The sequence below is a fragment of the Paraburkholderia sp. 2C genome (assembly GCF_054589215.1).
Window position 1 is genome coordinate 1 of the sequence record NZ_BAAILL010000045.1, and the last position, 26,987, is coordinate 26,987.

The 26,987-nt window shown below is 64.1% G+C and carries 26 protein-coding genes; 15 read left to right on the forward strand and 11 right to left on the reverse strand.

The genetic code is table 11. The features are described 5' to 3' along the window. Nucleotides 1-564: reverse transcriptase N-terminal domain-containing protein (locus ACYPXD_RS21815; protein WP_459715820.1), on the reverse strand; the 564-nt coding region annotated here is incomplete at its 3' end. A 1,155-nt stretch (nt 565-1,719) separates the two neighbouring features. Here ACYPXD_RS21815 and ACYPXD_RS21820 point away from each other — a divergent pair. From ACYPXD_RS21820 to ACYPXD_RS21875, 12 genes are all read left to right on the forward strand, one after another. Next, nucleotides 1,720-2,094: an Mth938-like domain-containing protein gene (locus ACYPXD_RS21820; protein ID WP_219799890.1), complete on the forward strand. Its 375-nt coding sequence runs from the start codon at nt 1,720-1,722 to the stop codon at nt 2,092-2,094. Between the two features lie 390 nt (nt 2,095-2,484). Next, on the forward strand, nt 2,485-4,185 hold the full coding sequence (locus ACYPXD_RS21825) for a phospholipid carrier-dependent glycosyltransferase (RefSeq protein WP_459715823.1): 1,701 nt from the start codon (nt 2,485-2,487) through the stop codon (nt 4,183-4,185). 19 nt (nt 4,186-4,204) lie between these two features. Further along, nucleotides 4,205-4,576 carry a DMT family transporter gene (locus tag ACYPXD_RS21830; RefSeq protein ID WP_459715825.1) on the forward strand — a complete coding sequence of 124 codons (372 nt, stop codon included), beginning with the start codon at nt 4,205-4,207 and terminating at the stop codon, nt 4,574-4,576. 177 nt (nt 4,577-4,753) lie between these two features. Then, entirely contained in the window at nt 4,754-5,905 is a 1,152-nt protein-coding gene (locus ACYPXD_RS21835; RefSeq protein ID WP_459715828.1) for a DegT/DnrJ/EryC1/StrS family aminotransferase, read from the forward strand. Nucleotides 5,906-5,953: 48 nt separating this feature from the next. Next, nucleotides 5,954-6,997: a glycosyltransferase gene (locus tag ACYPXD_RS21840; RefSeq protein ID WP_459715831.1), complete on the forward strand. Its 1,044-nt coding sequence runs from the start codon at nt 5,954-5,956 to the stop codon at nt 6,995-6,997. Further along, nucleotides 6,994-7,929: a formyltransferase gene (locus ACYPXD_RS21845; RefSeq protein WP_459715833.1), complete on the forward strand. Its 936-nt coding sequence runs from the start codon at nt 6,994-6,996 to the stop codon at nt 7,927-7,929. The genes ACYPXD_RS21840 and ACYPXD_RS21845 overlap by 4 nt, the downstream gene beginning before the upstream one ends. Further along, nucleotides 7,929-8,972 carry a bifunctional UDP-4-keto-pentose/UDP-xylose synthase gene (locus tag ACYPXD_RS21850; protein ID WP_459715835.1) on the forward strand — a complete coding sequence of 348 codons (1,044 nt, stop codon included), beginning with the start codon at nt 7,929-7,931 and terminating at the stop codon, nt 8,970-8,972. The genes ACYPXD_RS21845 and ACYPXD_RS21850 overlap by 1 nt, the downstream gene beginning before the upstream one ends. A 50-nt stretch (nt 8,973-9,022) precedes the next feature. Continuing rightward, a complete protein-coding gene (locus tag ACYPXD_RS21855; RefSeq protein ID WP_459715839.1) occupies nt 9,023-9,919 on the forward strand; it encodes a polysaccharide deacetylase family protein in 897 nt (298 codons plus the stop codon). A 177-nt stretch (nt 9,920-10,096) separates the two neighbouring features. Continuing rightward, the gene (locus tag ACYPXD_RS21860; RefSeq protein WP_459715842.1) at nt 10,097-10,558 is read left to right on the forward strand and encodes a peroxiredoxin; all 462 of its coding nucleotides are present in this window, start codon (nt 10,097-10,099) and stop codon (nt 10,556-10,558) included. A gap of 435 nt (nt 10,559-10,993) precedes the next feature. Beyond that, a complete protein-coding gene (locus tag ACYPXD_RS21865) occupies nt 10,994-12,865 on the forward strand; it encodes a PhoH family protein (protein ID WP_459715846.1) in 1,872 nt (623 codons plus the stop codon). 262 nt (nt 12,866-13,127) lie between these two features. Further along, nucleotides 13,128-14,360, forward strand: coding sequence for a C40 family peptidase (locus tag ACYPXD_RS21870; RefSeq protein ID WP_459715850.1), 1,233 nt, complete (start codon nt 13,128-13,130; stop codon nt 14,358-14,360). Between the two features lie 160 nt (nt 14,361-14,520). Continuing rightward, nucleotides 14,521-15,327, forward strand: coding sequence for an SDR family NAD(P)-dependent oxidoreductase (locus ACYPXD_RS21875; protein ID WP_459715853.1), 807 nt, complete (start codon nt 14,521-14,523; stop codon nt 15,325-15,327). 37 nt (nt 15,328-15,364) lie between these two features. Here the strand turns inward: ACYPXD_RS21875 and ACYPXD_RS21880 are convergent, their stop codons facing one another. The 9 genes from ACYPXD_RS21880 to ACYPXD_RS21920 all read right to left on the reverse strand — a co-directional run bounded on the left by ACYPXD_RS21880 (nt 15,365) and on the right by ACYPXD_RS21920 (nt 22,466). Continuing rightward, nucleotides 15,365-16,375 carry an inorganic phosphate transporter gene (locus tag ACYPXD_RS21880; protein WP_459715856.1) on the reverse strand — a complete coding sequence of 337 codons (1,011 nt, stop codon included), beginning with the start codon at nt 16,373-16,375 and terminating at the stop codon, nt 15,365-15,367. Beyond that, on the reverse strand, nt 16,375-17,001 hold the full coding sequence (locus ACYPXD_RS21885; protein WP_459715859.1) for a DUF47 domain-containing protein: 627 nt from the start codon (nt 16,999-17,001) through the stop codon (nt 16,375-16,377). Before ACYPXD_RS21885 ends, ACYPXD_RS21880 begins: the two co-directional genes overlap by 1 nt. 179 nt (nt 17,002-17,180) lie before the next feature. Further along, entirely contained in the window at nt 17,181-18,569 is a 1,389-nt protein-coding gene (locus ACYPXD_RS21890; RefSeq protein ID WP_459715861.1) for a replicative DNA helicase, read from the reverse strand. Nucleotides 18,570-18,738: 169 nt separating this feature from the next. Beyond that, nucleotides 18,739-19,191 (reverse strand): 50S ribosomal protein L9, encoded by a 453-nt coding sequence (rplI, locus tag ACYPXD_RS21895; protein ID WP_459715863.1) that lies wholly within the window; start codon nt 19,189-19,191, stop codon nt 18,739-18,741. A 28-nt stretch (nt 19,192-19,219) separates the two neighbouring features. Beyond that, nucleotides 19,220-19,495, reverse strand: a complete 276-nt coding sequence (gene rpsR / locus ACYPXD_RS21900) for a 30S ribosomal protein S18 (protein ID WP_075157349.1) — start codon at nt 19,493-19,495, stop codon at nt 19,220-19,222. A gap of 2 nt (nt 19,496-19,497) precedes the next feature. Continuing rightward, nucleotides 19,498-19,797 (reverse strand): primosomal replication protein N, encoded by a 300-nt coding sequence (gene priB / locus ACYPXD_RS21905; protein WP_459715866.1) that lies wholly within the window; start codon nt 19,795-19,797, stop codon nt 19,498-19,500. Nucleotides 19,798-19,848: 51 nt separating this feature from the next. Beyond that, nucleotides 19,849-20,223 carry a 30S ribosomal protein S6 gene (gene rpsF / locus ACYPXD_RS21910; RefSeq protein WP_459715868.1) on the reverse strand — a complete coding sequence of 125 codons (375 nt, stop codon included), beginning with the start codon at nt 20,221-20,223 and terminating at the stop codon, nt 19,849-19,851. Between the two features lie 325 nt (nt 20,224-20,548). Beyond that, a complete protein-coding gene (locus ACYPXD_RS21915; protein ID WP_459715871.1) occupies nt 20,549-21,559 on the reverse strand; it encodes an anti-sigma factor family protein in 1,011 nt (336 codons plus the stop codon). After that, on the reverse strand, nt 21,549-22,466 hold the full coding sequence (locus ACYPXD_RS21920; protein ID WP_459715873.1) for an RNA polymerase sigma factor: 918 nt from the start codon (nt 22,464-22,466) through the stop codon (nt 21,549-21,551). The genes ACYPXD_RS21915 and ACYPXD_RS21920 overlap by 11 nt, the downstream gene beginning before the upstream one ends. Before the next feature lie 196 nt (nt 22,467-22,662). On the opposite strand from ACYPXD_RS21920, the gene ACYPXD_RS21925 reads away from it, so the two are divergent. Both ACYPXD_RS21925 and ACYPXD_RS21930 read left to right on the forward strand, forming a co-directional pair. Beyond that, entirely contained in the window at nt 22,663-23,559 is an 897-nt protein-coding gene (locus ACYPXD_RS21925; RefSeq protein WP_459715875.1) for a metallophosphoesterase family protein, read from the forward strand. A gap of 120 nt (nt 23,560-23,679) precedes the next feature. Next, the gene (locus ACYPXD_RS21930) at nt 23,680-24,015 is read left to right on the forward strand and encodes a cupredoxin domain-containing protein (protein WP_459716710.1); all 336 of its coding nucleotides are present in this window, start codon (nt 23,680-23,682) and stop codon (nt 24,013-24,015) included. A gap of 3 nt (nt 24,016-24,018) precedes the next feature. Here ACYPXD_RS21930 and ACYPXD_RS21935 read toward each other — a convergent pair whose 3' ends face one another. Then, complete coding sequence (locus tag ACYPXD_RS21935) at nt 24,019-24,930, reverse strand: LysR family transcriptional regulator (protein WP_459715877.1); 912 nt, start codon at nt 24,928-24,930, stop codon at nt 24,019-24,021. A gap of 143 nt (nt 24,931-25,073) precedes the next feature. Between ACYPXD_RS21935 and gcl the strand changes: the two genes are divergently transcribed. After that, entirely contained in the window at nt 25,074-26,858 is a 1,785-nt protein-coding gene (gcl, locus tag ACYPXD_RS21940) for a glyoxylate carboligase (RefSeq protein WP_459715879.1), read from the forward strand. Nucleotides 26,859-26,987: the final 129 nt, after the last annotated feature.

Consider the following 26,987-nt stretch of genomic DNA (forward strand, 5'->3'; position numbering starts at 1 on the left):
ATCCGCCTCCAGCACCCAGCGGGCAGAGCCCTTCTGGGACATGGCGACAAAAATCTGGGACATGGCGTCGGCCGTCGAGCGGTTGATCCTGAACCCGTACGAGTTCGGGTCGCTCGTGGACTCTGCCACCGGCTCCAGTGCCAGCAGATACAGGGCCTGCATCGCCCTGTCCCGCATGGTCGGAATGCCCAGAGGGCGCTCCTTCCCATTGGCCTTGGGAATAAAGACCCTCCGTAATGGCAGAGGCCTGTATCCACGCCGCTTCAACCTGCCGATGGCTTCCCATCGGCGTTCAGGCGAATCCCATAGTTCGCGATCGACTCCAGCCGTTCGCGCACCCTGGTTCTGCGTAACACGTCGCACCGCGTACAACTTTGCGGACAACGTGCGGGTCAGCATCCGCTGCAGGGCTTTCACCCTGCGCCAGTCGCCTTCCCGCGTCGCCTTCGCAATTCGAATCTGCATCCCTCTCACGTTCCGTTCAACCCGGCGCCAATCTACGGCGTACCAGTTGTCCGGCGCGTGGGAAAGCGCAGATCCATCCTTCCGGACGGATACTTTCATGCTGCTCTCCTACCTTGGGTTGATCATTCCCACAGCAGAAGGCGCATCTTCCCCAGCGGGGTAGACACACCCCGCTGGGAAACAACAGTTGAACAGGTATGGACGCATGCGCCCATACATCATCCAGGTACTACGCACGGACGCAAGCGCCCATGTCTCACCAAGTCATAAGGTCTGTCAGCCATCTTGCGACGGTAGACCAGACGGAAGTCTGCCCGCTTTCGCGTGAGGTAATGTCTCAACCCCTATCCGAACCATTACAGCCCGGCATTCGCTTTTTCCGTCCTCCCATACCCGCACCGTCAACAGCGTTCCTTGCGGTCCACCTGCCAGCCAGACTGCGCTGGCGACGATACGGGCTTACCGCGTTCCCGGCATGTCACACGACTGACTTAGGTTCTGCCTATTCCCCGACGGTCCAACGACGACGCAATCCGACCTTCTAGCGGATTGACCGACCGCTCACCTTTTGGTTAGTGCCTGTCAGCAGCTTTGGCACTGCATTATTAACGAGGTTTAACAGCAGTTCACTTGCATTAACCTTATCAGCCAGCCTAGCTCCTCGACCCCATTGCTGCTAGGAGTCTCCGGATGACCACCTCACGGCACTCACCCGCCCGAAACTTTCGGGGGCTACGTTGTCAGAGAAGCTTCATACCCCACCGTTACCAGTGACGCACGTCCTCCTAGGCTACTGCTGGTCGTACAGCAGGTTCCCTCTCCCGCACTAAGCCGCGGGCTGGAACAATGACACACCGAGCTTGCGCTCGACACACCTGAAAATCACATACTCCAATCCGCTTTGTTAGCGGAGTTGAAGCCGCTAACTGGGCGGGACCTGACGGTAATCAGGCCAATGCAATTACGCACACGGGTCCGAAGACTCGCACGCGTGTAAGGCAGCGATTCCAAACCGTACAGCGCTCAGTTTCGCTTGCTACACAAGGGGTGGCCACAAGGTGCCACCAATGGGACGGCTTTCGCCGTCCAGTCGATGCGACTCGCGTCGCACAAAAAGCTATAATTTAGCGGATTTTGACCGACTTCCGCAATGCGCGAGGCACGGGTGCAAGCCCCGCCCGCCCGGGCTGCGCGCTGCGAGGGGCGTCAAGCGCGTGTTCGCCACCCATTCGTCGCAACTCACGGAATACCAGTTTGAAATTACACCAGGATTCGAGCGGCGCCCTCAATACCGTCACGGGTTACGGCGCCGACTATGTCGAAATCAATCTCGAACGTCACACCGGCAGCATCATCGTGTTACCCGAAGCGCCGGTGATCGCATGGCCGGTTTCGTCGTTCGAGGCCCTTGCCCCGGAGCACTTCGCGCTTCTGATCGAGCCGGCTCCCGAAGTCGTGATTTTCGGTAGCGGCGAGCGGCTGCGCTTTCCTCATCCGCGGCTCACCTCCGCGCTCGCGGCACAGCGTATCGGCGTCGAGACGATGGACTTCAAGGCCGCCTGCCGAACCTACAACATCCTGATGGCAGAAGGCCGCAAGGTCGCCGCCGCGCTGCTGATCGAGCAATAACGGGACGCGTGGGTCGGCAGCGCCGCGCCGATCGAGTAAACTGCGCGGCGTTTCCCGGAAGACGCACGCCGCGACGGCAGCGTGCGCCCACCAGGTGCGACCTCGATGCGCTTGTAAGGCATGTTGATAAGGCATGTTGATAAGGCATGTCGATAAGACGCACCGACCAGGCACGCGAAATAGCACGTTGATAAGGCGCCGTTAAGCTTCACCATGCATGCTCACGGCGCCGCGTGCAGGCGCCGCCGGTCAGGCGGGGCGTGGGGCGCGGCGGCTTTACCTCGCTGTGCGACAAAAGCAACGCCGTCACGCAGTCCCGAACACGCGCCCAGGACAGCATTCGAACCGGGCAAAAAAGCATTAACCAGGCACCAAACAAGGTTGAAATCAATGAACGATACGCCGTCCCGGCTACCGCTCAATCGCACTGTCATTCTGCTGTTGCTGATCGCGCTTGCGCTCGTCTGGTTCGTGCCGCTCGGCTGGCGCCATCTGCTGCCGAGCGACGAAGGCCGCTATGCCGAAATGGCGCGCGAGATGTTCGTCACCGGCGACTGGATCACGCCGCGCTACAACGGCTACAAGTACTTCGAGAAGCCGCCGCTGCAGACCTGGGCCAACGCGCTGACGTTCGCGTGGTTCGGGCTCGGTGAATGGCAGGCGCGCCTCTATACGGCGCTGACCGGCTTCGCCGGCGTGCTGCTGGTCGGCTTCACGGGCGCGCGCGTGTTCAACGCGGCCACCGGCGTCTTCGCGGCGATCGTGCTCGCGTGCTCGCCGTACTGGAACCTGATGGGCCACTTCAATACGCTCGACATGGCCCTGTCGTTCTGGATGGAACTGTCGCTTTGCGCCTTGCTGCTCGCGCAGCGCCCGGATGTATCCACCCGCGCGGTGCGCGGCTGGATGTGGGTGTGCTGGGCGGCGATGGCGTGTGCGGTGTTGTCGAAAGGATTGATCGGCGTCATCCTGCCGGGCGCCGTGCTCGTGCTGTACACGCTCGCCGCGCGCGACTGGGCGATCTGGAAGCGCCTCTATCTCGTAAGCGGGCTCATCGTGTTCTTCGCGATCGTCACGCCGTGGTTCGTGCTCGTCCAGCAACGCAACCCCGAGTTCTTCAACTTCTTTTTTATCGTCCAGCAGTTCAGGCGCTATCTGACGCCCGAGCAGAACCGCCCGGGCGCGTTCTACTACTTCGTGCCGGTCCTGCTGATCGGTTTTCTGCCGTGGCTGTCGGTCAGCGCGCAAAGCGTGCGCCGCGCGCTGCAGACGCCGCGTCAGGCGAACGGCTTTGCGCCGGTCATCATGCTGCTCGTCTGGTCGGCGTTCATCTTTCTGTTCTTCAGCGCCTCGCATTCGAAGCTGCTGTCGTACACGCTGCCGATCGCGCCGGCCCTGGCGCTTCTGATCGGCATGTATCTGCCGCTCGTCACCCGGGTGCAGTTTCACCGCCACCTCACGGGCTATGCCGTGTTTCTCGTCGCGGCCGCGTTCGGCGCGGTGTTCCTCGGCCGCTTCGGCGACGAGCGCAATCCGACGGCGCTTTACATCGAGTTCCGCACGTGGGTCTTCGCGGCGCTCGCGGTCGGCTTCGCGCTGACGCTCGTGGCGATCTGGCTCAACCGCAGGAGCCGCGGCGGCATCGTCGGCGCGGCGGCCGCGTTCGGCGCCGGCTGGCTGCTGCTCGGCACGATCGCCGGCACCGGCCATGACGTGTTCGGCCGCCTCAGTTCGGGCGCGCCGCTTGCGCCGGCGGTGCGCGCCGCGCTCGCGAAACTGCCGCCCGACACGCCGTTCTATTCGGTCGGCGTGCTCGACCACACGATGCCGTTCTATGTGCGCCACAGCATGATCATGGTCGAGCACGCGGACGAATTGTCGTTCGGCGTCACCGTCGAACCGCAAAAGTGGATACCGACGGTGGACCAGTGGATCCAGCGCTGGAACGCGGACCGCTATGCGCTCGCGCTGCTGCCGCCCGACCGCTATGCGTATCTTGCGGCGCAGCATCTGCCGATGCAGATCGTCGCGCGCGATGCGCGGCGCGTGATCGTAGAAAAACCAGTCGTCGAAAAACCACACACGCCCTGACCTTCGCCCCGACCCGTCGATGAACCCGATCTCCCTCTTCTGCATCCTCGCGGGCGTCACGCTGAACGCGTGCGCGCAACTGCTGCTCAAGGCCGGCACGAATGCCGTTGGACACTTCGAATTCACCCGTGCGAACATCCTGCCCATCGGCTTCCGGCTCGCGACGCAATGGCCGATCATCGGCGGCTTGTGCTGCTATGTGGTGAGCGTCGTCGTGTGGATCGTCGGGCTGTCGCGCGTCGATGTGTCGATCGCGTATCCGATGCTCTCGCTTGGCTATGTGCTGAACGCGGTCGCCGCGTGGTACCTGTTCGGCGAAGTGATGTCGGTCCAGCGCCTCGTCGGTATCGGCATCATTCTGATCGGCGTGTTCGTGCTGGCGCGCAGCTAGGCAAGCCGGCACGCGGCAGGTCGCAAGGCGCCTCGCATGGCCGGCGCCGCGCGTCGCCTGAAAAGCCGTGCGCCCCGCTGCACGCCGCTCGCCATGGCTTAAGCTTTGCGTCACCCGGTTGAAAGTATTCTTTATGCTATCGGCATCGCGCCGTCTTCCTTATCGCTCAAGGCCCTCATGACCCAGTCATCCGTCCCGTTTTTGCCGTTCGTCCGTCCGGATATCGACGAAGAAACGATCCGCGGCGTCGCCGACGTGCTGCGCTCCGGCTGGATTACGACCGGTCCGCAGAACCAGGCGTTCGAAGCGGCACTGTCCGAATTCTGCGGCGGCCGCCCGGTGCGCACGTTCAACTCGGGCACGGCGACGCTCGAAGTCGGCCTGCGGATCGCGGGCGTCGGCCCCGGCGACGAGGTGATCACGACGCCCGCGTCGTGGGTCGCGACAGCCAACGTGATTCTCGAAACGGGCGCGACGCCGGTGTTCGTCGATATCGATCCGCGCACGCGCAATATCGATCTGAACCTGATCGAAGCGGCCATCACGCCGCGCACGAAGGCCATCATTCCGGTGTACCTCGCGGGCCTGCCCGTCGACATGGACCGGCTCTACGCGATTGCGCGCGAGCACAAGCTGCGCGTGATCGAAGACGCCGCGCAGGCGGTCGGCTCGACGTGGAAAGGCGAGCGCATCGGCAAGCTCGGCGACATCGTCTCGTTCAGCTTTCACGCGAACAAGAACCTCACGTCGATCGAAGGCGGCGCGCTCGTGCTCAACAACGAAGAGGAAGCCGTGCTCGCGCAGAAGTACCGTCTGCAAGGCATCACGCGTACGGGCTTCGACGGCATGGACTGCGACGTGCTCGGCGGCAAGTACAACCTGACCGACGTCGCCGCGCGCGTGGGTCTCGGGCAACTGCCGCGTCTCGAGGGTTTCAACGCGCAGCGCAGAAAGCTCGCGCGCGCCTACTTCGCGGGCTTTGCGGGCGGCGTCGCCGAAAAGCTCGGCATCGGCCTGCCGCTCGCCGACTTCGAAAACAGCAACTGGCATATGTTTCAGATCACGCTGCCGCTCGAGAAACTGTCCGTCGATCGCGCGGGCTTCATGGGCGCGCTGAAGGAACGCGGCATCGGGTCCGGCGTGCACTATCCGGCGATCCATCTGTTTTCGCTGTATCGTGCGCGCGGCTTCAGGGAAGGCATGTTCCCGCATGCGGAGCGCTTCGGCGCGACCACGGTCACGCTGCCGCTCTTCACGCAGATGACCGAAGGCGACGTTGCGCGCGTCTGCCGCGCGGTCGACGAAATCTGCGAACAGGCCGGACGCTGAACGAAACTCAGGCAAATCACGGACACACCAGGCGGAATACAAGCGGACATGAGCCAAACGGAACAGCGCCGGGGACGGCCCGAAGTGTCGGTCATCATCCCGGTCTATAACGAGGAAGCCGGGCTGCACGCGCTTTTTGCGCGCCTCTATCCGGCGCTCGATGCGCTCGGCACGGACTACGAAGCGATCTTCATCAACGACGGCAGCCGCGATAAATCGGCGGCGCTGCTCGCCGAGCAGTTCCGCGCGCGTCCCGACACGACGCGCGTGATTCTGCTCAACGGCAACTACGGCCAGCATATGGCGATTCTCGCGGGCTTCGAACAGTCGCGCGGCGATATCGTCATCACGCTCGACGCGGACCTGCAGAACCCGCCCGAGGAAATCGCCAAGCTCGTCGAGAAGATGCGCGAGGGCTTCGACTATGTCGGTACGATCCGCAAGCAGCGCCGCGACAGCTTGTGGCGCCGCAAGGCTTCCGCCGTGATGAACCGGCTGCGCGAGCGCATCACGCGCATCAAGATGACCGACCAGGGCTGCATGCTGCGCGCGTACAGCCGGCACATCATCGATACGATCAACCGCTGCGGCGAGATCAACACGTTTATTCCGGCGCTGGCGTACACGTTTTCGCAAAACCCGGTAGAAATCGAAGTCGCGCACGAAGAGCGTTTTGCCGGCGAATCGAAGTACTCGCTATACAGCCTGATCCGCCTCAATTTCGATCTGGTCACGGGCTTCTCGGTCGTGCCGCTGCAGTGGCTGTCGTTTATCGGCGTGATTCTGTCGATGGGCTCGGCAGGCCTCTTCGTGCTGCTGCTGATTCGCCGCTTCATCATCGGCGCGGAAGTGCAAGGCGTGTTCACGCTGTTCGCCATCACGTTCTTCCTGCTCGGCGTGATCATTTTCGCGCTCGGGCTGCTCGGCGAATATATCGGCCGCATCTATCAGCAGGTGCGGGCGCGGCCGCGCTATCTCGTGCAGACGATTCTCGAACAGCGCAACGGCGAAGCGGTCTCGGCCGCACCGCGCCAGTCGGTCGTGCCGGCGATCCAGCCCGCGCAGATCATGGACCAGGGGCAGAACCAATGAAACCGCGCGCCGTCGTCTTCGCGTATCACAACGTCGGCGTGCGCTGCCTGCAGGTGCTGCTTGCGCGCGGCGTCGATGTCGCGCTCGTCGTCACGCATGAAGACAACCCGAACGAGAACATCTGGTTCGGCAGCGTCGCCCGGCTCGCGGCCGAGCACGGCATTCCGTGCGTGACGCCCGCGGACCCGCAAAGCGCGGAACTGCGCGCGGCCGTCAGCGCGGCGAAGCCCGATTTTATCTTCTCGTTTTACTACCGGCATATGCTGCCGCTCGAGCTGCTGGCGAGCGCGCCGCGCGGCGCGTACAACGTGCACGGCTCGCTATTGCCGAAATACCGCGGCCGCGTGCCGACCAACTGGGCCGTGCTCAACGGCGAGACCGAAACCGGCGCGACGCTGCACGAAATGGCCGCCAAGCCCGATGCCGGCGCGATCGTGGCGCAGACTCCGGTGCCGATCCTGCCCGACGACACGGCCGCGCAAGTGTTCGACAAGGTCACGGTCGCCGCCGAGCAGACCTTGTGGCGCGTGCTGCCCGCGTTGCTCGCGGGCGAAGCGCCGCATCTGCCGAACAATCTCGCGCAGGGCAGCTATTTCGGCGGCCGCAAGCCCGAGGACGGACGCATCGACTGGACGCAGCCCGCGCAACGCGTCTACAACCTGATCCGCGCGGTGGCGCCGCCCTATCCGGGCGCGTTCACCGAGATCGGCAACGAGCGCTTTATCGTTGCGCGCGCGCGTCTGATGGCGCCCGGCGCGGCACCCGCAAATTTGCCGCCGGGCCTCCACGTAAGCGATAATGTCTTTTTTGCGACATGCGGCGACGGCCGTGCAATCGCAATTCACGAACTTTGGCACGAGCGCCGCGGCGGCCCCGCTGCGGCAGTGACGCCCGCCGAATTCACCCGGCTCACCCAACCTTCCCGCAACTGATGAAAAAAGTCCTGATTCTGGGCGTGAACGGCTTTATCGGCCATCACCTGTCCAAGCGCATTCTCGAAACGACCGACTGGGAAGTGTTCGGGATGGACATGCAGACGGAACGCCTCGGCGACCTCGTCAAGCACGAGCGCATGCACTTCTTCGAAGGCGACATCACGATCAACAAGGAATGGGTCGAGTATCACGTGAAGAAGTGCGACGTGATCCTGCCGCTGGTCGCGATCGCCACGCCGGCCACGTATGTGCAGCAACCGCTGCGCGTGTTCGAGCTCGACTTCGAGGCCAACCTGCCGATCGTGCGTTCGGCGGTCAAGTACCGCAAGCACCTCGTGTTTCCGTCGACCTCCGAGGTGTACGGCATGTGCGCCGACGACGAATTCGATCCGGATGCGTCCGTCCTCACCTACGGCCCGATCAACAAGCCGCGCTGGATCTACGCGTGCTCGAAGCAGCTGATGGACCGCGTGATCTGGGGTTACGGCATGCAGGAGGGCCTGAACTTCACGCTGTTCCGGCCGTTCAACTGGATCGGCCCGGGCCTCGACTCGATCTATACGCCGAAGGAAGGCAGTTCGCGCGTCGTCACGCAGTTTCTCGGCCATATCGTGCGCGGCGAAAACATCAGCCTCGTCGACGGCGGCGCGCAGAAACGCGCGTTCACCGATATCGACGACGGCATCGGTGCGCTGATGAAGATCATCGACAACGCGGACGGCATCGCGTCGGGCAAGATCTACAACATCGGCAACCCGAAGAACAACTACTCGGTGCGCGAGCTCGCGCACAAGATGCTCGCGCTTGCGGCCGAGTTCCCCGAGTACGCGGACAACGCGAAGAAGGTGCAGCTCGTCGAGACCTCGTCGGGTGCGTACTATGGCGCCGGCTACCAGGACGTGCAGAACCGCGTGCCGAAGATCGACAACACGATGCAGGAACTCGGCTGGGCGCCGAAGTCGACGTTCGACGAAGCGCTGCGCAAGATCTTCGAAGCGTACCGCGGCCACGTCGCCGACGCGCGCGCGCTCGTCGAATAAGCGCCCGGTCCTGTCTCCCTCGCTCCGCCCGTTCGCAAAGGCCTGATTCCTTGGCTCGCATCGTTCTCAAGATCGACGTCGATACGCTGCGCGGCACGCGCGAAGGCGTGCCCAATCTCGCGCGCATTTTCGATCGCTTCAAGGCGCGCGCCACATTTCTGTTCAGCCTCGGTCCCGACCACACGGGCTGGGCGATGCGCCGCGTGCTGCGGCCGGGGTTCCTGAAGAAGGTCTCGCGCACCTCGGTGGTCGAGCATTACGGCATCCGTCAGTTGATGTACGGCGTGCTGCTGCCGGGGCCGGACATCGGCGTGCGCGCGGCCGCCGAGATGCGTGCGATTCACGAGGCCGGCTTCGAATGCGGCATCCATACGTGGGACCACGTGTACTGGCAGGACAACGTGCGCACGCGCGAGCGCGGCTGGACCGCCGCGCAGATGGAAAAAAGCCACGCCCGCTTTGTCGACATCTTCGGCATGCCGCCCGCGACGCACGGCGCGGCCGGCTGGCAGATGAACAGCCACGCGTTCGAACAGATCGACCGGTGGGGCATGCGCTACGCGTCCGACGGACGCGGCCACACGCCGTACTTCCCGGTTGTCGGCGGCAAGACGCTCGCGCACGTGCAGATGCCCACTACGCTGCCCACGCTCGATGAAGTGCTCGGCGTCGACGGCATCGACGAAAGCAATGTCGCCGCCTGGATGCTGAAACTGACCGCGGGCAATCCGCACGACCAGGTCTTCACGCTGCACGCCGAACTCGAAGGACAAAAGCTCGCGCCGGTGTTCGAACAGCTGCTCGAAGGCTGGCGAGCACAGGGCCATACGTTTGCGACGATGGGTGATTATCACGCCGCGCTAGACCGTGACACGCTGCCATCGTACCCTGTCGCCTGGGGCGAAATTCCGGGCCGCTCGGGCGAGCTGATCGTCCAGCCCGACTGACGCGACGACGCTCATTTGCAACGCGCATGTGCCGCCGTCATCGCGGTGTCCCGCGGTTCTCATGGTCCGCATGGTCCATGCGACAAGCCCCTCGGTCTCGCCAAGCTCTCGCCGGCGCGAGCGTGCATGCCAGAACCGGCACATGACCCGCACCGGCCATAACAATCGGAGAAACCCGTGCCCATTGCAGTCGACCAGCCCGTTCCCGACTTCACCGCCGCTGCGACCGGCGGCGATTTCACGCTATCCACGCTTCGGGGCAAGAAGGTGGTGCTGTATTTCTATCCGAAGGACAACACGCCAGGCTGCACGACCGAAGGTCTGCAGTTCCGCGACCTCTATCCGAAGTTCAGGAAGGCAGGCGCGGACATCGTCGGCGTGTCGCGCGACAGCGTGCGTTCGCACGAAAACTTCAAGTCGAAGCTCGAACTGCCGTTTACGCTGGTATCGGATCCGGACGAATCGTTGTGTACGCTGTTCGGCGTCATGAAACTGAAGAAAATGTATGGCAAGGAAGTACGTGGGATCGAACGCTCGACGTTCGTCATCGACGGTAACGGGGTGCTGCGTCTCGAGTGGCGTGGCGTGAAAGTACCCGGTCACGTCGATGAAATTCTGGAGGCTGTACAAGCGCTGTGAGGCGCGTTATATTGGGCCGCAATGATTGCCTGTCCACCCCATATTTTGCGCAGTTGCGCGCGCCGTCATCACGTTCGTCACTCGCTTGACAACAACGCAAGCAGAAACGACGTGAGAGCCGCAAGGCTTATGAGGCGCAACGCGACGACCCAAGTCGAGCCGCTTGCCCCGTTCACCGGGGCGGCGGCTTTTTTAATTGCGCGCGGCTTCACTGCTTGGCTTGCAACACCGCGCGCCCTCGTCAAGGAGCCGATCGAAAAACCGCGGAACCGGCATCACTAAACGAAGCGCGCCTGCCGGCGCAAACTGCGTGCGCAACCCGGGCACGTGCAGGATGCGGTAGCCGGCGCACACGATATGTTGCACAGATCGTCGCCTTGGGTCTTCGCCACCGAACGCATACGGTCTATGCCCCCGATTCATTCGAGGAAAACCATGCCTTTGCCTACTCCGCCCAGCAAACTCGGTAATCTGTTGCCGCCTGACGAATACAAGGCCAAAGCCCATCCGGCACGGCCTGCTCGAAAACAGGGGCATGAAGGGGAGCAAGCAGAGTCGCCCGAATTCGGGCGCGCGAATGTCGCCGTGCCGATGTCGGACGCGGCGAACGCGGCCACCACGCTGCGGCCGGTGCCGGTCGCTGCCGCGACGCTGTCCGGCATCGACGCGCCCGCCGTGCCGCCCGAGCTGGCGGGTCCAGGCAACACGGCACGCAGCCGCAAGACGAAGCAGACGGCAGCGCTGTTGCAGCCGGTGCGGCCCGCCCCCTTGACGCAAGACGAAGCGGGCCTGGCGACGCCCGTGGTCGCGCGCCGCGGCAAGGCGCCGGCCGGCGCCGATACCGACGTGGCAGCGAGCGCATCGACGCCGCGCGGCGGCACGAAGAAGCGCGACACGAAGGGGGCGACGGTCGAAGTCCGCAAGCTCTTCGTGCTCGATACGAACGTGCTGATGCACGATCCGACGAGCCTTTTCCGCTTCGAAGAGCACGACGTCTATCTGCCGATGATGACGCTCGAGGAGCTCGACAACCACAAGAAGGGCATGTCGGAAGTCGCGCGCAATGCGCGCCAGGTGAGCCGCACGCTCGACGCCCTCGTCGCGAATGCCGGTGCGATGAACGAAGGCATTCCGCTTGCGCGTCTGGGCAGCCGCGAAGCGCTCGGGCATCTGTACTTCCAGACGAAGCTGACCGACATCGAGCCGGTCGAAGGCCTGCCGCAGGGCAAGGCCGACAACCAGATTCTCGGCGTGGTGCGCGCGCTGCAGCGCGACCGCGAGGACCGCCAGGTCGTGCTGGTGTCGAAAGACATCAACATGCGCATCAAGGCGCACGCGCTCGGCCTGCCCGCGGAAGACTACTTCAACGACCAGGTTCTCGAAGACAAGGACCTGCTCTACACGGGCATTCGCGCGCTGCCGCAGGACTTCTGGACCCGCCACGCCAAGGGCATGGAAAGCTGGCAGGACACGAAGACGGGCACCACGTACTACCGCGTGACCGGGCCGCTATGCGCTTCGATGCTCGTCAACGAGTTCGTCTATCTCGAGCCGCAAAACGGCGAGCCGGCGTTCCACGCGATCGTGCGCGAGATCAACGGCAAGACGGCGCTGCTGCAGACGCTGCGCGACTACGGCCATCACAAGAACAACGTGTGGGGCATCACGGCACGCAATCGCGAACAGAACTTCGCGTTGAATCTGCTGATGAATCCGGAAATCGACTTCGTCACGCTGCTCGGCCAGGCCGGCACCGGCAAGACGCTCGTCGCGCTGGCGGCGGGCCTCGCGCAGGTGCTCGACGAAAAGCGTTACAACGAAATCATCGTGACACGCGCGACGGTGCCGGTCGGCGAGGACATCGGTTTTCTGCCGGGCACAGAAGAGGAAAAGATGCAGCCATGGATGGGCGCATTCGACGACAACCTCGAAGTGCTGCAGAAAACGGACGACGCAGCCGGCGAATGGGGCCGCGCGGCGACTCAGGAGCTGATCCGCTCGCGCCTCAAGATCAAGAGCATGAACTTCATGCGCGGCCGGACTTTCGTCGACAAGTATCTGATCATCGACGAGGCGCAGAACCTGACGCCGAAGCAGATGAAAACGCTCGTCACGCGCGCGGGCCCAGGCACGAAGATCATCTGCCTCGGGAATATCGCGCAGATCGATACGCCTTATCTGACGGAGGGCAGCTCGGGGCTGACGTATGTCGTCGACCGGTTCAAGGGCTGGGCGCATAGCGGGCATGTGACGCTGGCGCGCGGCGAGCGCTCGCGACTGGCGGATTACGCGTCGGAGATCTTGTAGGCGGCTGACGGTTGGCGTTTCGCCCCCGCTTTCTGGATCAAAAGCCGCTTCCGGTGCGCCGGAGGCGGCTTTTTTCATTGGCGATCCGCTTTTTCGGGGCTTCGCTTCGTGTTTGCCTGCCCCGGCTCAGCAAAGCTCAAAAGCAACAGTTAGCGCGTAAACTTCAAGTAATTCATCAGGTTTTCTTGCTCAAGCCAAGCCAGACGGGCTACTATCGGGCATCGTCCGCTTCCGGGCGAGCTTGGCGCTCGCCTCGCCTTTCATGCGCCGTGCCGGTCTGGTTCCCCTTCTGAAGCTGCTCACCCTGCTGCTCGCCGCGCTGCTCGCGGCCTGCTCCAGCGCGCCGCAGCGGACCGTACGCAGCGGCTCGAGCGGCGCTTCATCGACGGCGGGCGCCTACCGCACGCCGCCGCCAGGCTTCCCCAATTTCGTCGATCACAGCATCGGGCGCGAGGAAATCTCGATCCAGGCGATGAGCCTCGTCGGCGTGCCCTACCGTTGGGGCGGCAATACGCCCGATGCCGGCTTCGACTGCAGCGGGCTTGTCCACTACGTCGTCCAGCGCGCGGCCTCCGTGAATCTGCCGCGTACGACCGCCGACATGAGTTCGCGCGGCACGTCGATCGATCCGGACGAGATCGCCGCCGGCGACCTCGTTTTCTTCAACACGACCGGACGGCCGCATTCGCACGTCGGCATTTACGTCGGCAAGCTGCGCTTCGTCAACGCGCCGTCGACCGGCGGCACCGTGCGGCTCGATTACCTCACCAATCCGTACTGGGCGAAACGCTTCGATGGCATCCGGCGCGTTGCGCCGCCGCTCGCGCCGTCGAAACCGACGCCGTTCGATGAGCCGACGTATGAGGCGGCGGCGCCAAAGGCGCGGCAAACGGAAAACACGGGGGTGGCGCTGGCCGACCCGGTTGGCACGCCCGCCGCCGCGATCGCCGCGCCGCAGACTGCTGCGAACGACGGGCAGACGCCGCTTACGGCCCAGCGCGACAGCCGCGTCGCGGCCGCGACGCGTGCGTCGGGAGGCGCGACAACGGGTACCGGCGTCGCATCGGCGGGCATGGCGACGGCCGCGGCCGCCGGTATGCCGGCCGCCGGTGCGCCGGCCGCCGGTTCCGCCGACGCGTTCGAACCGCCACCTTCCGCGCTCAGCGCGGCGCAATCGCAGGCCCGTGCGGCAGGCGCGGTATCGCCGGCGATGGCGGCAGCGCCTGAACCTGCTGAGCCGGTCACGACTGGCGCACGCGCCCCCGACCCGATCGACGCGGCCGCCGACGCTTACGAACCGCCGCCGTCGTCCGCTGTTGCGGCCGCACGCCAGGCGCAGGCCGCACAGCGGGCTCCGCAAGCGGCCGAGTGGCAACGCCCGGCGCCGGGGGGCGGCGTGCAGATCATGCGTGCGTCGACCGCCTCGCGCGGCATCCCGGCCCCAACGCAAACCAACGACGACCCCATCGCCGGCTTCGCAAACAGCAGCTACTGACGTCAGCGGCACACCACGCGACGAATGCCGCTGCGTGTTGTGTTGCCATGCGGTGTTGCCATGGGGTGTCGCCATGCGGTGTCGCCATGCGCGCGTCCAGGCACACCGCAATCGCGTCTGCTATCGTGTCCGATATTTTCAAGAAAAGCGGGTGACCACGATGGATCTCGGACTCAAAGGCAAGGTCGTCCTGATTACAGGCGGCAGCAAAGGCATCGGCCTCGCGTGTGCGCGCGCATTTGCGGTCGAAGGCGCAAAAGTCGCGATCGTATCGCGCGACCCGGCCAATCTCGCGCGCGCTCGCGAGCAGTTGAAAGGCGAAGGCTTACAGGTTCATCTTGCGCGCGCGGATCTGCACAACCCGCACAGCGCTGCCGATGTCGTTGAAGAAGCGACACAGGCGCTCGGCGAGATCGACATACTCGTCAACAGCGCGGGCGCCGCGCGCCGCTACGACCCGGAAGCGCTCGACGCCGATGCGTTCAGGGCCACGATGGAAGCGAAATACTTTCCGTACATCTACCCGCAACAGGAAGTGCTGCGCCGCATGGTCGCGCGCGTCAAGTCCGGGCAGACGGCCGAGCCGGGCACGATCGTCAATATCATCGGCATGGGCGGCAAGTACGCGAGCGATATTCATATCGCGGGCGGCGCGGCGAACGCGGCGCTGATGCTCGCGACCGTGGGCCTCGCGCACTATCACGCTCGCTATGGAATCCGGATCAATGCGATCAACCCCGGTCTGGCGCTCACCGAACGCATCGAGGAAGGGCTCGCGGTCGACGCGCAGCAGCAAGGCATCGACATCGCCGAAGCCCGCGCGCGCGGCGAAGCAAAAGTGCCGCTTGGACGCTTTGCGAAGCCCGAGGAGATCGCCGATGTCGCGGTCTTTCTGGCGAGCCGCCGAGCGAGTTATGTGACGGGCGCGCTCGTTCCGATGGACGGCGCCAGCGCGCCGCTGATCTGAGCGCGCGACGCGGTCGGCAGGTTCGAGCGCGACCGCGCTACAGGAACCGGTGCCCGAACCACCACCCGGCGCCTGCGAGTATCGCGGACGCCGGGATCGTCAGAATCCACGCCCAGACGATATTGCCCGCGACGCCCCAGCGCACCGCGGACAGCTTCTGCGTGGCGCCGACGCCGACGATCGCACCGGTAATCGTGTGCGTCGTCGACACCGGAATGCCGAGCCACGACGCCAAAAAGAGCGTCAGCGCCCCGCCGGTTTCTGCGCAAAAACCGCCGACCGGCTTCAGCTTCGTGATCTTCTGCCCCATCGTGCGCACGATGCGCCAGCCGCCGAACAGCGTGCCGAGCCCCATCGACAGATAGCAGCCGCCGATCACCCAGAGCGGCGGCGCATCGGCGCTCGCCGATGCGTAGCCGGTCGCGATCAGCAGCATCCAGATGATGCCGATGGTCTTCTGCGCGTCGTTGCCGCCGTGGCCGAGGCTATACAGCCCCGCCGACACCAGCTGCAGCCGCCGGAAGCGCCGGTCGACCTTGCTCGGCGGCGTGCGGAAGTACAGCCACGACACGCCCAGCATGAAAAACGACCCGAGCACGAAGCCGAGCAGCGGCGAGATAAAAATAAAGGCGATCGTCTTCAGGAGACCGTCGATGTTGAGCGCGCCCCACCCCGACTTTGCCAGCGCAGCGCCGACGAGTCCGCCGATCAGCGCATGCGATGAGCTCGACGGAATGCCGTAGTGCCACGTCACGATATTCCAGCCGATCGCACCGACCAGCGCGCCGAACACGACGTAATGGTCGACGATGCCCGGGTCGATCGTGCCTCTGCCGACCGTCTGCGCGACCTTCAGGTGAAAGATGAAATACGCGATGACGTTGAACAGCGCCGCGAATGCGACGGCCTGCTGCGGCTTCAGCACGCCGGTCGAAACGACTGTGGCGATCGAATTCGCCGCGTCGTGAAAGCCGTTCATGAAGTCGAACACGAGCGCGACCGCGACGAGCGTCGCGACGCCCCAGATGGCGAGTTGTATCGAATGCATCAGGCGTTTTCCAGCACGATGCCTTCGATGATGTTCGCGACATCCTCGCATTTGTCCGTGACGGCTTCGAGCAATTCGTAGATTGCCTTCAGCTTGATCAGCGTTTTGACGTCGTCTTCTTCACGGAAAAGTTTCGACATGGCCGAACGCAGCACCCGGTCGGCTTCCGACTCGAGACGGTCGATTTCCTCGCAGGCCTTGAGGATCGCACGCGCCTGTTTCATGTCCGACAGCATGCCGACCGCCGTCTGCACACGTTCGCACGTCGACGTGCAGATATGCGCGAGCTGGCTCGCCTCCGATGTGACGGCCCGTACGTCGTAGAGCGAAATGGCGGTGGCGACGTCCTCCATCAAATCGAGGATGTCGTCCATCGTGCTGATGAGTTTATGGATTTCGTCGCGGTCGAGCGGCGTGATGAAGGTCTTGTGCAGCAGGTCGATCGTTTCGTGCGTGAGCTTGTCGGCGGCTTTTTCGGCGGATTGGACGTTCTGCTTATGGATTTCCGCGTCGGCGAGGTTGTCGATCAGCAGTTCGAGCTCGTGGCTCGCTGAGACAATGTGCTTCGCATGGGCGTTGAAGATATCGAAGAATTTGCCCTCGGTGGGCATGAAACGACCGAACATTGGGTTCCTGGAGGAGAGCTAGCGATCAGACGGGCGGTGTGAGGATGACAGTTGATATGTCATAAATCCGACATATTGTACCGTTCGCCGCACACCACGACACTGACTTTGAATCGCTCTGCGTGGCGTCCACGCGACTGATTCGCGATTTGCCGATACAGACGCCCCAAGCCCTCGCCCTATTCGCTGCCGTAGAAATTCTGCGCGCCCGCAAAATTATCGAACTTCGTGTATTGCCCCGTGAACGTGAGTCGAACAGGGCCGATTGGGCCATTCCGCTGCTTGCCGATAATGATCTCGGCCGTGCCCTTGTCCGGGCTGTCCGGGTTATAGACTTCGTCGCGGTAGATAAACAGGATTACATCGGCGTCCTGCTCGATAGCGCCGGATTCGCGCAGATCCGACATCACGGGCCGCTTGTTCGGGCGCTGCTCGAGGCCGCGATTGAGCTGCGACAGCGCAATCACCGGCACATCGAGTTCCTTCGCGAGACTCTTCAACGAACGCGAGATTTCGGAAATTTCGGTCGCGCGGTTTTCGCCCGACGATGACCCGCTCATCAGCTGCAGATAGTCGACGATGATGAGCCCGAGCTTCCCGCATTGGCGCGCCAGCCGCCGCGCGCGCGAACGCAATTCCATCGGGTTCAGACCGCCGGTTTCATCGATAAAGATCTGCGCTTCGCTCATCTTCTGCACGGCGTGGGTGAGCTTCGGCCAGTCTTCGTCGGTCAGACGCCCGGTGCGCATCCGGTGCTGATCGAGGCGGCCGACCGAGCCGAGCATACGCATCGTCAGCTGCGTGCCCGGCATTTCCATCGAGAACACGGCGACCGGCAGGCCGTATTCGACGGCGACGTATTCGCCGATGTTCATGGAGAAGGCCGTCTTACCCATTGACGGTCTTCCCGCAACGATGATCAGCTCACCGCCGTGCATGCCCGACGTCATCCGGTCGAGATCGACGAAGCCCGTTGGCGTACCCGTCACATCGCTCGGGTTCGCCGTGTGATAAAGCGTGTCGATCCGCTCGACGACCTGCGTGAGCAGCGGACCGATCTCGAGAAAGCCCTGCGTGCCGCGCGCGCCGTCTTCGGCAATCGAAAACACCTTCGATTCTGCTTCGTCGAGCAGTTGGCGCACTTCCTTGCCCTGCGGATTGAAGGCATCCGCCGAAATTTCGTCGGCGACCGACACGAGCCGGCGCAGCACCGCACGGTCGCGCACGATTTCCGCATAACGGCGGATATTCGCCGCGCTCGGCGTGTTCTGTGCAAGCGCATTCAGATACGCGAGGCCGCCAACGTCCTCCGCCTTGCCCGACGTCGTCAACGCCTCGAACACCGTCACGACGTCGGCCGGCCGCGTCGCCGCGATCAGCCTGCCGATGTGTTCGTAGATGATCCGGTGGTCGTACCGGTAGAAGTCGCCTTGCGACAGAAAGTCCGCGATGCGGTCCCAGGCGGCGTTGTCGAGCAGCAGACCGCCGAGCACCGATTGCTCGGCCTCGATCGAATGCGGCGGGACCTTCAGCGACTCGAGTTGGGGGTCTTTCGGCGGTGCGTTCATGGGGTGGGATTATCGGGCAATTAGCCCCGTCAGCAAAGACCGGCGAGACGCCACGGCGATAAAAAAGCAGGGGCCGGTTTCCCGGCCCCTGCCCTTGCGCCTCACTGATGCCTGGCGACTTTTTTCAGCTACGTTATTACGCGCCTAGTGCACGCTTAAACGTGCACGCTTAAACGTGCTCGCCCAGCACCGACACCGTCACGTCCACGAGCACGTCGGTGTGCAGCGAAACCTGCACCGGATGGTCGCCGACCATCTTGAGCGGGCCTTCCGGCATGCGCACTTGCGCCTTTTCGACCGGGAAGCCTTGCTTCGACAGCGCACCGGCGATGTCCGCGTTCGTCACCGAACCGAACAGACGGCCGTCGACGCCCGCCTTCTGGCTGATCTGAACCGTCAGGCCGTTCAGCTTTTCGCCTTGTGCCTGAGCGGCAGCCAGCTTTTCAGCGGCAACCTTTTCGAGTTCCGCGCGGCGGACTTCGAATTCGGCGATCGCGTCCTTCGTTGCGCGGCGCGCCTGCTTGTTCGGGATCAGGAAGTTACGTGCGTAGCCGTCCTTCACCTTGACGATATCGCCGAGGTTACCCAGGTTGACGACTTTTTCGAGAAGAATGATCTGCATTCAAATGCTCCTAATGGCGCCGTCGGGTTTAGGCCTTATGCTGGTCGGTGTACGGCATCAGCGCGAGGAAACGCGCGCGCTTGATGGCCGTGTCCAGCTGGCGTTGATAGTGCGACTTCGTACCCGTGAGGCGCGCCGGCGTGATCTTGCCGTTTTCGCCGATGAAGTCTTTCAGCGTTTCGATGTCTTTGTAGTCGATCTGTTCGACGCCGGCAGCCGTGAAGCGGCAGAACTTCTTGCGCTTGAAGAGCGGGTTTTGTTGCTGGCGACGCTTGTCGAATTTTTTACCAGTCGGGCGGGGCATGTTCAGTCCTTTCCAAGGTCCTGCAAATCTGTGATGTGAAACACCAGCGTTCTCGCATTGCGGCTTTTTTTCGCCAGAAAACCCGTGAAGAGCGTTTCGACGCCCATCGCACAGCTTTCCAGCCTGCCGCTCGCCTCACCGGCCGCTACCGCTGGCATCGTCAGTTCGACCAGCCGGGCGATGCCCGCTTCGACGACTTCGGTACGGTGTTGCAACGTGCAGCCTGCAATCGGAACGCCGGCGGGCGTATATCGCACCGGTTCGCGTTCGACGACGCTGGCTGTGAGTTGCAGCCGGTTCATTGATTCATTGCTGACGGCGTTGCGTGACGCTGATGGCTTAAATAAAGCGTCTTAAGCCTGCGCTTCGGACGGTTGCGTAGCAGCCGCCTTCTTGGCTTCTTCGCGCTGCACTTCCTTCATCATCGGCGACGGGCCGGTTTCGGCCTTCTTCATCTTGACGATCAGGTGGCGCAACACAGCGTCGTTGAACTTGAATGCGTGCTCGAGCTCTTCGAGCGTGGCCTGGTCGCACTCGATGTTCATGCAGACGTAGTGAGCCTTCGCGAGTTTCTCGATCATGTAGGCCAGCTGGCGACGGCCCCAGTCTTCGATGCGGTGGATCTGGCCGCCGTGCGACGTGATCGTGGACTTGTACCGGTCGATCATGGCGGGCACTTGCTCGCTCTGATCGGGGTGCACGATAAAGACGATTTCATAATGACGCATACACACTCCTTGTGGCGCTTTTGGCTGCTTTTGGCTAATAGAACCACCCGGGCGTCGAACCGGTGTGGCAAGTGAGAAGCCCGAGAGTGTAACCCGAATGGGGTCCGACTGCAAGCGGGAATCTGTGCTGCTACTGCGCGGATATGCCTTCAATTTCAACGATTTACCGTGTGCCGGCGCGACCGGGTCTGAGCTCGCCCATTGTTCTATTCGCCGAGTCCCCTCGCCGCGCCGGACCAATACCAATGTCCGGCGCGGTTTTCCGCCACTCCCCCCGTACCTTATCCTGTCAGACTCCCCGGCTTGCGCAACGGCCGCCGCGCACTCACCCGCCGCCGCTTTGCAGCCGCGCGCGCAGCGCCGCTTCGAGCTGCGTCAACGATTCCGACGACGCATCGGTGACCGCCCACCACATCATCCCCGCATCGCGCCAGCGCGCCACCGCGTAGCCATCGCTCGAAAGCGACGGTCCGGGCTTGCCGGCCGCCGGATCGTTGTCCGGAAACACGTAGACATCGATCACGTGCTTGCGATGCGTGTAGGTCAGCACCGCGACGCGGCGATGGCCGACGTAATCGAGCCGCCCGCCCGCGAGCGGAAAACCGCTCGACGCGAGGTCGACGACGGGCGGCGCATAGTCGATGCGACCGTTGAACCACGGCTTCACCGTATGCTGGTCCGACGAAATCACGTCGATATCGCGCCCCGAGATCTGCGCGCGCACATGGCTCGACACCAGTTCGTCGACGAGCCCGGACGGCGCAGCCGCGCGCTGCTGCGTGTAGAGCACGCCGAGCGCGACGGCCGCGCATACCGTGAACGCCAGTGCGCCGCCGCGCCACGCCGCCGCGCCGAACGGCTGCGCGCGCGGCGCCGCATCCGACGCCGCGCCGCGTGCCGCATCCCACGATGTTCCGCGCGCACTGTCCGTGGCCGGCCACGCGCCGCGCAGAAAATCGAGCCAGCGGTTCCTCGCGGGCGTATTGCGCTTGCCCGCGCGGGCCTGGTCCGCGGCTGCGTCGCGCGCTCTTTCCGGCGTGTCGCCACGCCGTTCTTCGCCAGAATTCCGCTCTGCGGCGGCTCGGCTGGTCTCGTCGCGCTGCGGTGCGACTTGCGTCGCCGGCAGCGCCCCGATGATGCGCGCACGCAGTGCCTGCGGCGCGCGATGATATTGAGCCGCGTTGCGCACCGCGGCGCTCAGCGCGCGCACCGCGTCGGTTTCGCGCTGGCATGCGGCGCACGCGTCGATATGCTGCTGCAGCGCATGCGCATCGGGCGGCGAGAGTTCCCGGTCGACGTTCGCGTCGATAAGCGGGCGGGCGTCGTTACAGTCCATCTGGGCTCTCCTGAGCGATACCTCCCGGCGTCGCGCCGGGGTTGCCGGAATGGCCGGGTTTGCGTGCCGGCGGTTCGGTGGTCTTGCCGGGCATCCGGTCTTGCGTGTCGGTGGACGCGGGCGAAGTCGGCCCTCGTTCGCCGCTCCGACTGGCGAGCGTAACCGGTGCCGGACCGGCGCCGGCCTGCGGCATCGAAGCCGCGCTCGACGCCGGCATGCCCGTTGCCAGGCCGGCGGCGCTCGCCCCGCATCGCTTGTCGCGCACACTGCGCCCGCCAGAACCCGCCGCCGCGCTCGCCACCCCGGAGCCGCCGACGGCCGCGCGCGATGGCGCCGATCCGCCCCCCGCGCTCCCAGCGCGCGCCTGCATCGACGCAAGCGACGCCGCGAGGCGCCTTCGTCCGCGCGCCAGCCGCGACATCACCGTGCCGACCGGCAGATCGGCAATCGTCGCGATCTCGCGATAACTGAGTTCCTCCAGTTCGCGCAGCACCATCACCTCGCGATACTCGGCAGGCAACTGCTCGAGCGCCGCATGCACGAGCCGCGCGTCCTGGTCGCGCATCATCAGTGTCTCGGGATCGGCGTTCGAATCGCTCCAGCCCTCGAACATCGTGTCGTCGAGGTTTTCGTCGAATTCCACCGAATGACGCGACATCTCGCGCTTCTGCCACTCGCTGTACCACGTGCGCCGCACGATCGTGAGCAGCCACGGCCGCGCGTTCTCGCCGTGGAACATATCGAAGTAGCGGAATGCGCGGATGTAAGCGTCCTGCACGATATCTTCCGCATCGTTCGGATTGCCGCACAACCAGCGCGCAAGGTTAAAAGCCGCGTCGAGATGCGGCAGCGCCATCTGCTGGAAGCGGGCGCTGCGCTGTGCGGTGTCACTGTCGGTTTCCGTCACCAAAGCCCTCCGATCGTTACCGCTGCTGTACCGGCTACGCGACGAGTTTATTCCCGCCCGATGTGTCGTTGAGCAAAAAAAATTTAACGGGAATAAACCGCGCGCCTGCCAGGTTCGACAGGCAGACCGCGCAATTTGGTGGCAACTGAGCGGCAACCGAGTGACAACCGAACGACGCATCCTGCGAGGAGCGATCATGCAAAAGACCCTTCGTCATCTGAAACGGCGCGATTTCCTGAAGCTGGCCGCGGTCGGCGGCGCGGCATTCGCGTCGGCATTGCCCGGTTTCACGTACGGCCGCGACCAGGACTTTTATTTCGTCCAGCTATCCGATGCGCACTGGGGCTTCGAAGGCCCGGCCGTCAATCCGGATGCAAAAGGCACGCTGCCGAAGGCGGTGGCCGCGGTGAACGCGCTGCCGGTCAAGCCGGACTTCGTGATCTTCACCGGCGACCTCACGCACACGACCGACGACCCGAAGGTGCGCCGCGAGCGGATGATGCAGTTCGAGGCGATCGTGCTGAATCTCGACGTGAAGCCGCTTTACCTGATGCCCGGCGAACACGATGCGAGCCTCGACGCGGGCGCCGCGTTCAAGGAGCGCTTCGGCGACACGCACTACACGTTCGATCACAAGGGCGTGCACTTCATCACGCTCGACAACGTATCGGACCCGGCGGGCCGCGTCGGCGCGGAGCAGATCGCCTGGCTTGCCGCCGATATCGACAGGCAGCCGCAGGATGCGCGCATCGTCGTCTTCACGCATCGGCCGCTGTTCGACCTTGCGCCGCAATGGGACTGGGCGACGCGCGATGGCGCGCAGGTCATCGACGTGCTGACGCGCCGGCAGAACGTGACCGTCTTCTATGGGCATATCCATCAGGAGCACCACACGATGACCGGCAATATCGCGCACCACGCGGCGCGCTCGCTGATGTTCCCGCTGCCCGCGCCAGGCTCGCAGGAAAAGCGGCTGCCGGTGCCGTGGGATGCGGCTGCGCCCTATCGCGGACTCGGCTGGCGGCAGGTCGAGGTAGACCGGGCGCCGAACGCATTCGCGCTCAACGAAAAGCCGATTCGCAACCTTTCGTGATCGTGGGGACGCGCGATGCAAAAGCCAACCGAAACCGCGGGCAGGCCCGCCATCACGACTTCCTCGGCCCAACCCGCCGGCCAACGCGCCGCCGTCGACGTCGCGCGGCGCAGATGGCTGATGCTGGCCGGCTCTGGCGCCGCGCTCGCCGCGATGTCGCGCCTGCCCGCGCATGCCGCCGCGCCGCGCGTAATCAAAGTGCACGCGAAGCGCTTCGTGTTCACTCCGGATCAGATCAAGCTCGCTCCACACGAAGCGGTCGTCTTCGAACTGACGTCCGAAGACGTACCCATGGGCTTCTCAATACCGCAGTACGGCGTGCGCGTCGACGTGCCGCCGGGGCCGCCGGTGCGGCTCGCGGCGCAGGCCGGAGACGCCGGCACCGTCGAATTCCTGTGCGACATCTTCTGTGGGTCGGGGCACGAAACGATGAACGGCGTGCTCACGGTCGGATGACCGCTACGCTTCGCCCGTCCAGTACCCGGGCCGCGCGTACACCTCCTTCAGATAGTCGATGAAATAGCGCACCTTGGCCGGCACGAACCGCTGCTGCGGATACACGGCAAGAATGTCGTACTCGGGCAGCGCGTATTCGTCGAGCACCGTTTCGAGCTCGCCGCGCGCGAGTTGCTGTTGCACTTCCCACGTCGAGCGCCAGCCGAGCCCGAGTCCTTCGGATACCCAACGATGCAGCAGCTCGCCGTCGTTGCAGTCGAGCGTGCCGCCGACACGCACCGTCGCCAGCTTGCCGTTGCGCCGGAAGTACCAGCCGCGGTTCTGCCCGCCTTGCAGATTGAACGCGAGGCAATTGTGCTGAGGCAGGTCTTCGAGCGTTTTCGGCCGGCCGTATCGGTTGAAGTACTCGGGCGTGCCGCACACGACGCGCCGGTTCGACGCGAGCTTGACCGCGACGAAATTCGGATCGACCGCGCCGCCGATGCGAATCGACAGGTCGTAGCCTTCGCGCACGAGATCGACGACGCGGTCGGTCAGATTGAACGACACCTGCAATTCGGGCTTGTCGGCAAGAAATGCCGGCGCGAGCGGCGCGACATGCTTGCGGCCGAACGCGGCCGGCGCCGAGACGATCAGATGCCCGCTCACCGCACGGTGCCCGGCGGACAGTTCGTTTTCCGCCTGGTCCCATTCGGACAGGAGCCCCCGGCAGCGTTCGAGAAACGCGGCGCCCTCCTCGCTGACAACGAGCCGCCGCGTCGAGCGGTACATCAGCTTCACGCCGAGCCGCTTTTCGAGCGCGTCGATGCGGCGGCCGAGAATCACCGGCGACACGCCCTCCTCGAGCGCCGCGGCGGCGAGGCTACCCGAGTCGGCCACGCGCACGAAGGTTTCGATCTGTTTGAAGCGGTCCATCTCGTGTCTCCCTGCAAAACCGATTCAATACTTTTTGTATCGGAATAAGCGACCCAAACCGATCTTATCAAACCTTTGGTGCGCGCCTACAGTTCAGGGAACGCCCCATTTCCCACTTTGCAGGACCTCCCGAGGAGACACTCATGGCCAAAATGCGAGCCGTCGACGCAGCCGTACTCGTACTTGAAAAAGAAGGGATCGACACCGCCTTCGGCGTACCCGGCGCCGCGATCAATCCGTTCTATTCCGCGATGCGCAAGGCGGGCAACATCAGCCACGTGCTCGCGCGCCACGTCGAGGGCGCCTCGCATATGGCCGAAGGCTACACGCGCGCCGCGCCCGGCAATATCGGCGTCTGTATCGGCACGTCGGGCCCCGCGGGCACCGATATGATCACGGGCCTTTACTCGGCATCGGCCGACTCGATTCCGATTCTCGCGATCACCGGCCAGGCTCCCCGCGCGCGCCTTTACAAGGAAGACTTCCAGGCCGTCGATATCGAATCGATCGCGAAGCCGGTCACCAAGTGGGCCGTCACGGTGCGCGAGCCGGCGCTCGTGCCGCGCGTGTTCCAGCAGGCATTCCATCTGATGCGCTCGGGCCGCCCGGGTCCCGTGCTGATCGACCTGCCGGTCGACGTGCAAGTGGCCGAAATCGAGTTCGACATCGACACCTACGAACCGCTGCCGGTCTACAAGCCGAAGGCGACGCGCGCACAGATCGAAGCGGCGCTGAAGATGCTCAACGATGCGGAAAAGCCGCTGATCGTCTCGGGCGGCGGCGTGATCAACGCAGCGGCCGAAGACCTGCTCGTGCAGTTCGCCGAAACGCTCGGCGTGCCCGTGATTCCGACGCTGATGTCGTGGGGCGCGATTCCCGACGACCATCCGCTGATGGCCGGCATGGTCGGCCTGCAGACGTCGCACCGCTACGGCAACGCGACGATGCTCGCCGCGGATTTCGTGCTCGGTATCGGCAACCGCTGGGCGAACCGCCACACGGGCAGCATCGAGGTCTATACGAAGGGCCGCAAGTTCGTGCACGTCGATATCGAACCGACGCAGATCGGCCGTGTGTTCGGCCCGGATCTCGGCATCGTGTCCGATGCGAAGGCCGCGCTCGAGCTGTTCGTCGAAGTCGCGAAGGAATGGAAGGCCGCCGGCAAGCTGAAGAATCGCGGCGCGTGGGTCGAGCAATGCCAGGAGCGCAAGCACACGATGCTGCGCAAGACGCACTTCGACAACGTGCCGATCAAGCCGCAGCGCGTCTACGAAGAAATGAACAAGGTGTTCGGCCGCGACACCTGCTACGTGAGCACGATCGGCCTGTCGCAGATCGCCGGCGCGCAGTTCCTGCATGTGTTCAAGGCGCGCAACTGGATCAACTGCGGCCAGGCCGGCCCGCTCGGCTGGACGATCCCGGCCGCGCTCGGCGTGCGTGCGGCCGATCCGCAGCGCCCGATCGTCGCGCTCTCCGGCGACTACGACTTCCAGTTCATGATCGAAGAGCTCGCGGCCGGTGCGCAGTTCAAGCTGCCGTACGTGCATGTCGTGGTGAACAACTCGTATCTGGGCCTGATCCGCCAGGCGCAGCGCGCGTTCGAAATGGACTACTGCGTTCAACTGTCGTTCGACAATATCAACGCGCCCGAAGTGGAAGGCTACGGCGTCGATCACGTGAAGGTGGCCGAAGGCCTCGGCTGCAAGGCGCTGCGCGTGTTCAAGCCCGAAGACATCGAGCCGGCGCTCAAGAAGGCGCAATCGATGCTCTCCGAGTTCAACGTGCCGGTCGTCGTCGAAGTGATTCTCGAGCGCGTGACGAATATCTCGATGGGCGCGGAAATCGACGCGGTCAACGAGTTCGAGGAACTGGCCGCATCGCACAAGGATGCGCCGACTTCGATCAGCGCGCTCAGCGCGCTCGATTGAGGATCGAGCCGAACAGCGAGCGGCGGCGCAGTGCGCGTATCGCCCTCGCGCGGCGCGCATTGCCGTCGCGCCGCGCTTCTCAGTCTGCTTCTGTTTTTGCCGTGCCCGTCGCGGCGGTTTGTGAAAACC

Excerpts from the sequence above, each read along its gene's own strand:
- ACYPXD_RS21825 (WP_459715823.1), top strand. The coding sequence starts at position 2,485 with ATGAACGATACGCCGTCCCGGCTACCGCTCAATCGCACTGTCATTCTG.
- ACYPXD_RS21830 (WP_459715825.1), top strand. The coding sequence starts at position 4,205 with ATGAACCCGATCTCCCTCTTCTGCATCCTCGCGGGCGTCACGCTGAAC.
- ACYPXD_RS21835 (WP_459715828.1), top strand. The coding sequence starts at position 4,754 with ATGACCCAGTCATCCGTCCCGTTTTTGCCGTTCGTCCGTCCGGATATC.
- ACYPXD_RS21840 (WP_459715831.1), top strand. The coding sequence starts at position 5,954 with ATGAGCCAAACGGAACAGCGCCGGGGACGGCCCGAAGTGTCGGTCATC.
- ACYPXD_RS21845 (WP_459715833.1), top strand. The coding sequence starts at position 6,994 with ATGAAACCGCGCGCCGTCGTCTTCGCGTATCACAACGTCGGCGTGCGC.
- ACYPXD_RS21850 (WP_459715835.1), top strand. The coding sequence starts at position 7,929 with ATGAAAAAAGTCCTGATTCTGGGCGTGAACGGCTTTATCGGCCATCAC.
- ACYPXD_RS21865 (WP_459715846.1), top strand. The coding sequence starts at position 10,994 with ATGCCTTTGCCTACTCCGCCCAGCAAACTCGGTAATCTGTTGCCGCCT.
- ACYPXD_RS21870 (WP_459715850.1), top strand. The coding sequence starts at position 13,128 with ATGCGCCGTGCCGGTCTGGTTCCCCTTCTGAAGCTGCTCACCCTGCTG.
- ACYPXD_RS21875 (WP_459715853.1), top strand. The coding sequence starts at position 14,521 with ATGGATCTCGGACTCAAAGGCAAGGTCGTCCTGATTACAGGCGGCAGC.
- ACYPXD_RS21880 (WP_459715856.1), bottom strand. The coding sequence starts at position 16,375 with ATGCATTCGATACAACTCGCCATCTGGGGCGTCGCGACGCTCGTCGCG.
- ACYPXD_RS21885 (WP_459715859.1), bottom strand. The coding sequence starts at position 17,001 with ATGTTCGGTCGTTTCATGCCCACCGAGGGCAAATTCTTCGATATCTTC.
- ACYPXD_RS21890 (WP_459715861.1), bottom strand. The coding sequence starts at position 18,569 with ATGAACGCACCGCCGAAAGACCCCCAACTCGAGTCGCTGAAGGTCCCG.
- rplI (WP_459715863.1), bottom strand. The coding sequence starts at position 19,191 with ATGCAGATCATTCTTCTCGAAAAAGTCGTCAACCTGGGTAACCTCGGC.
- rpsR (WP_075157349.1), bottom strand. The coding sequence starts at position 19,495 with ATGCCCCGCCCGACTGGTAAAAAATTCGACAAGCGTCGCCAGCAACAA.
- priB (WP_459715866.1), bottom strand. The coding sequence starts at position 19,797 with ATGAACCGGCTGCAACTCACAGCCAGCGTCGTCGAACGCGAACCGGTG.
- rpsF (WP_459715868.1), bottom strand. The coding sequence starts at position 20,223 with ATGCGTCATTATGAAATCGTCTTTATCGTGCACCCCGATCAGAGCGAG.
- ACYPXD_RS21915 (WP_459715871.1), bottom strand. The coding sequence starts at position 21,559 with ATGGACTGTAACGACGCCCGCCCGCTTATCGACGCGAACGTCGACCGG.
- ACYPXD_RS21925 (WP_459715875.1), top strand. The coding sequence starts at position 22,663 with ATGCAAAAGACCCTTCGTCATCTGAAACGGCGCGATTTCCTGAAGCTG.
- ACYPXD_RS21930 (WP_459716710.1), top strand. The coding sequence starts at position 23,680 with ATGCTGGCCGGCTCTGGCGCCGCGCTCGCCGCGATGTCGCGCCTGCCC.
- ACYPXD_RS21935 (WP_459715877.1), bottom strand. The coding sequence starts at position 24,930 with ATGGACCGCTTCAAACAGATCGAAACCTTCGTGCGCGTGGCCGACTCG.
- gcl (WP_459715879.1), top strand. The coding sequence starts at position 25,074 with ATGGCCAAAATGCGAGCCGTCGACGCAGCCGTACTCGTACTTGAAAAA.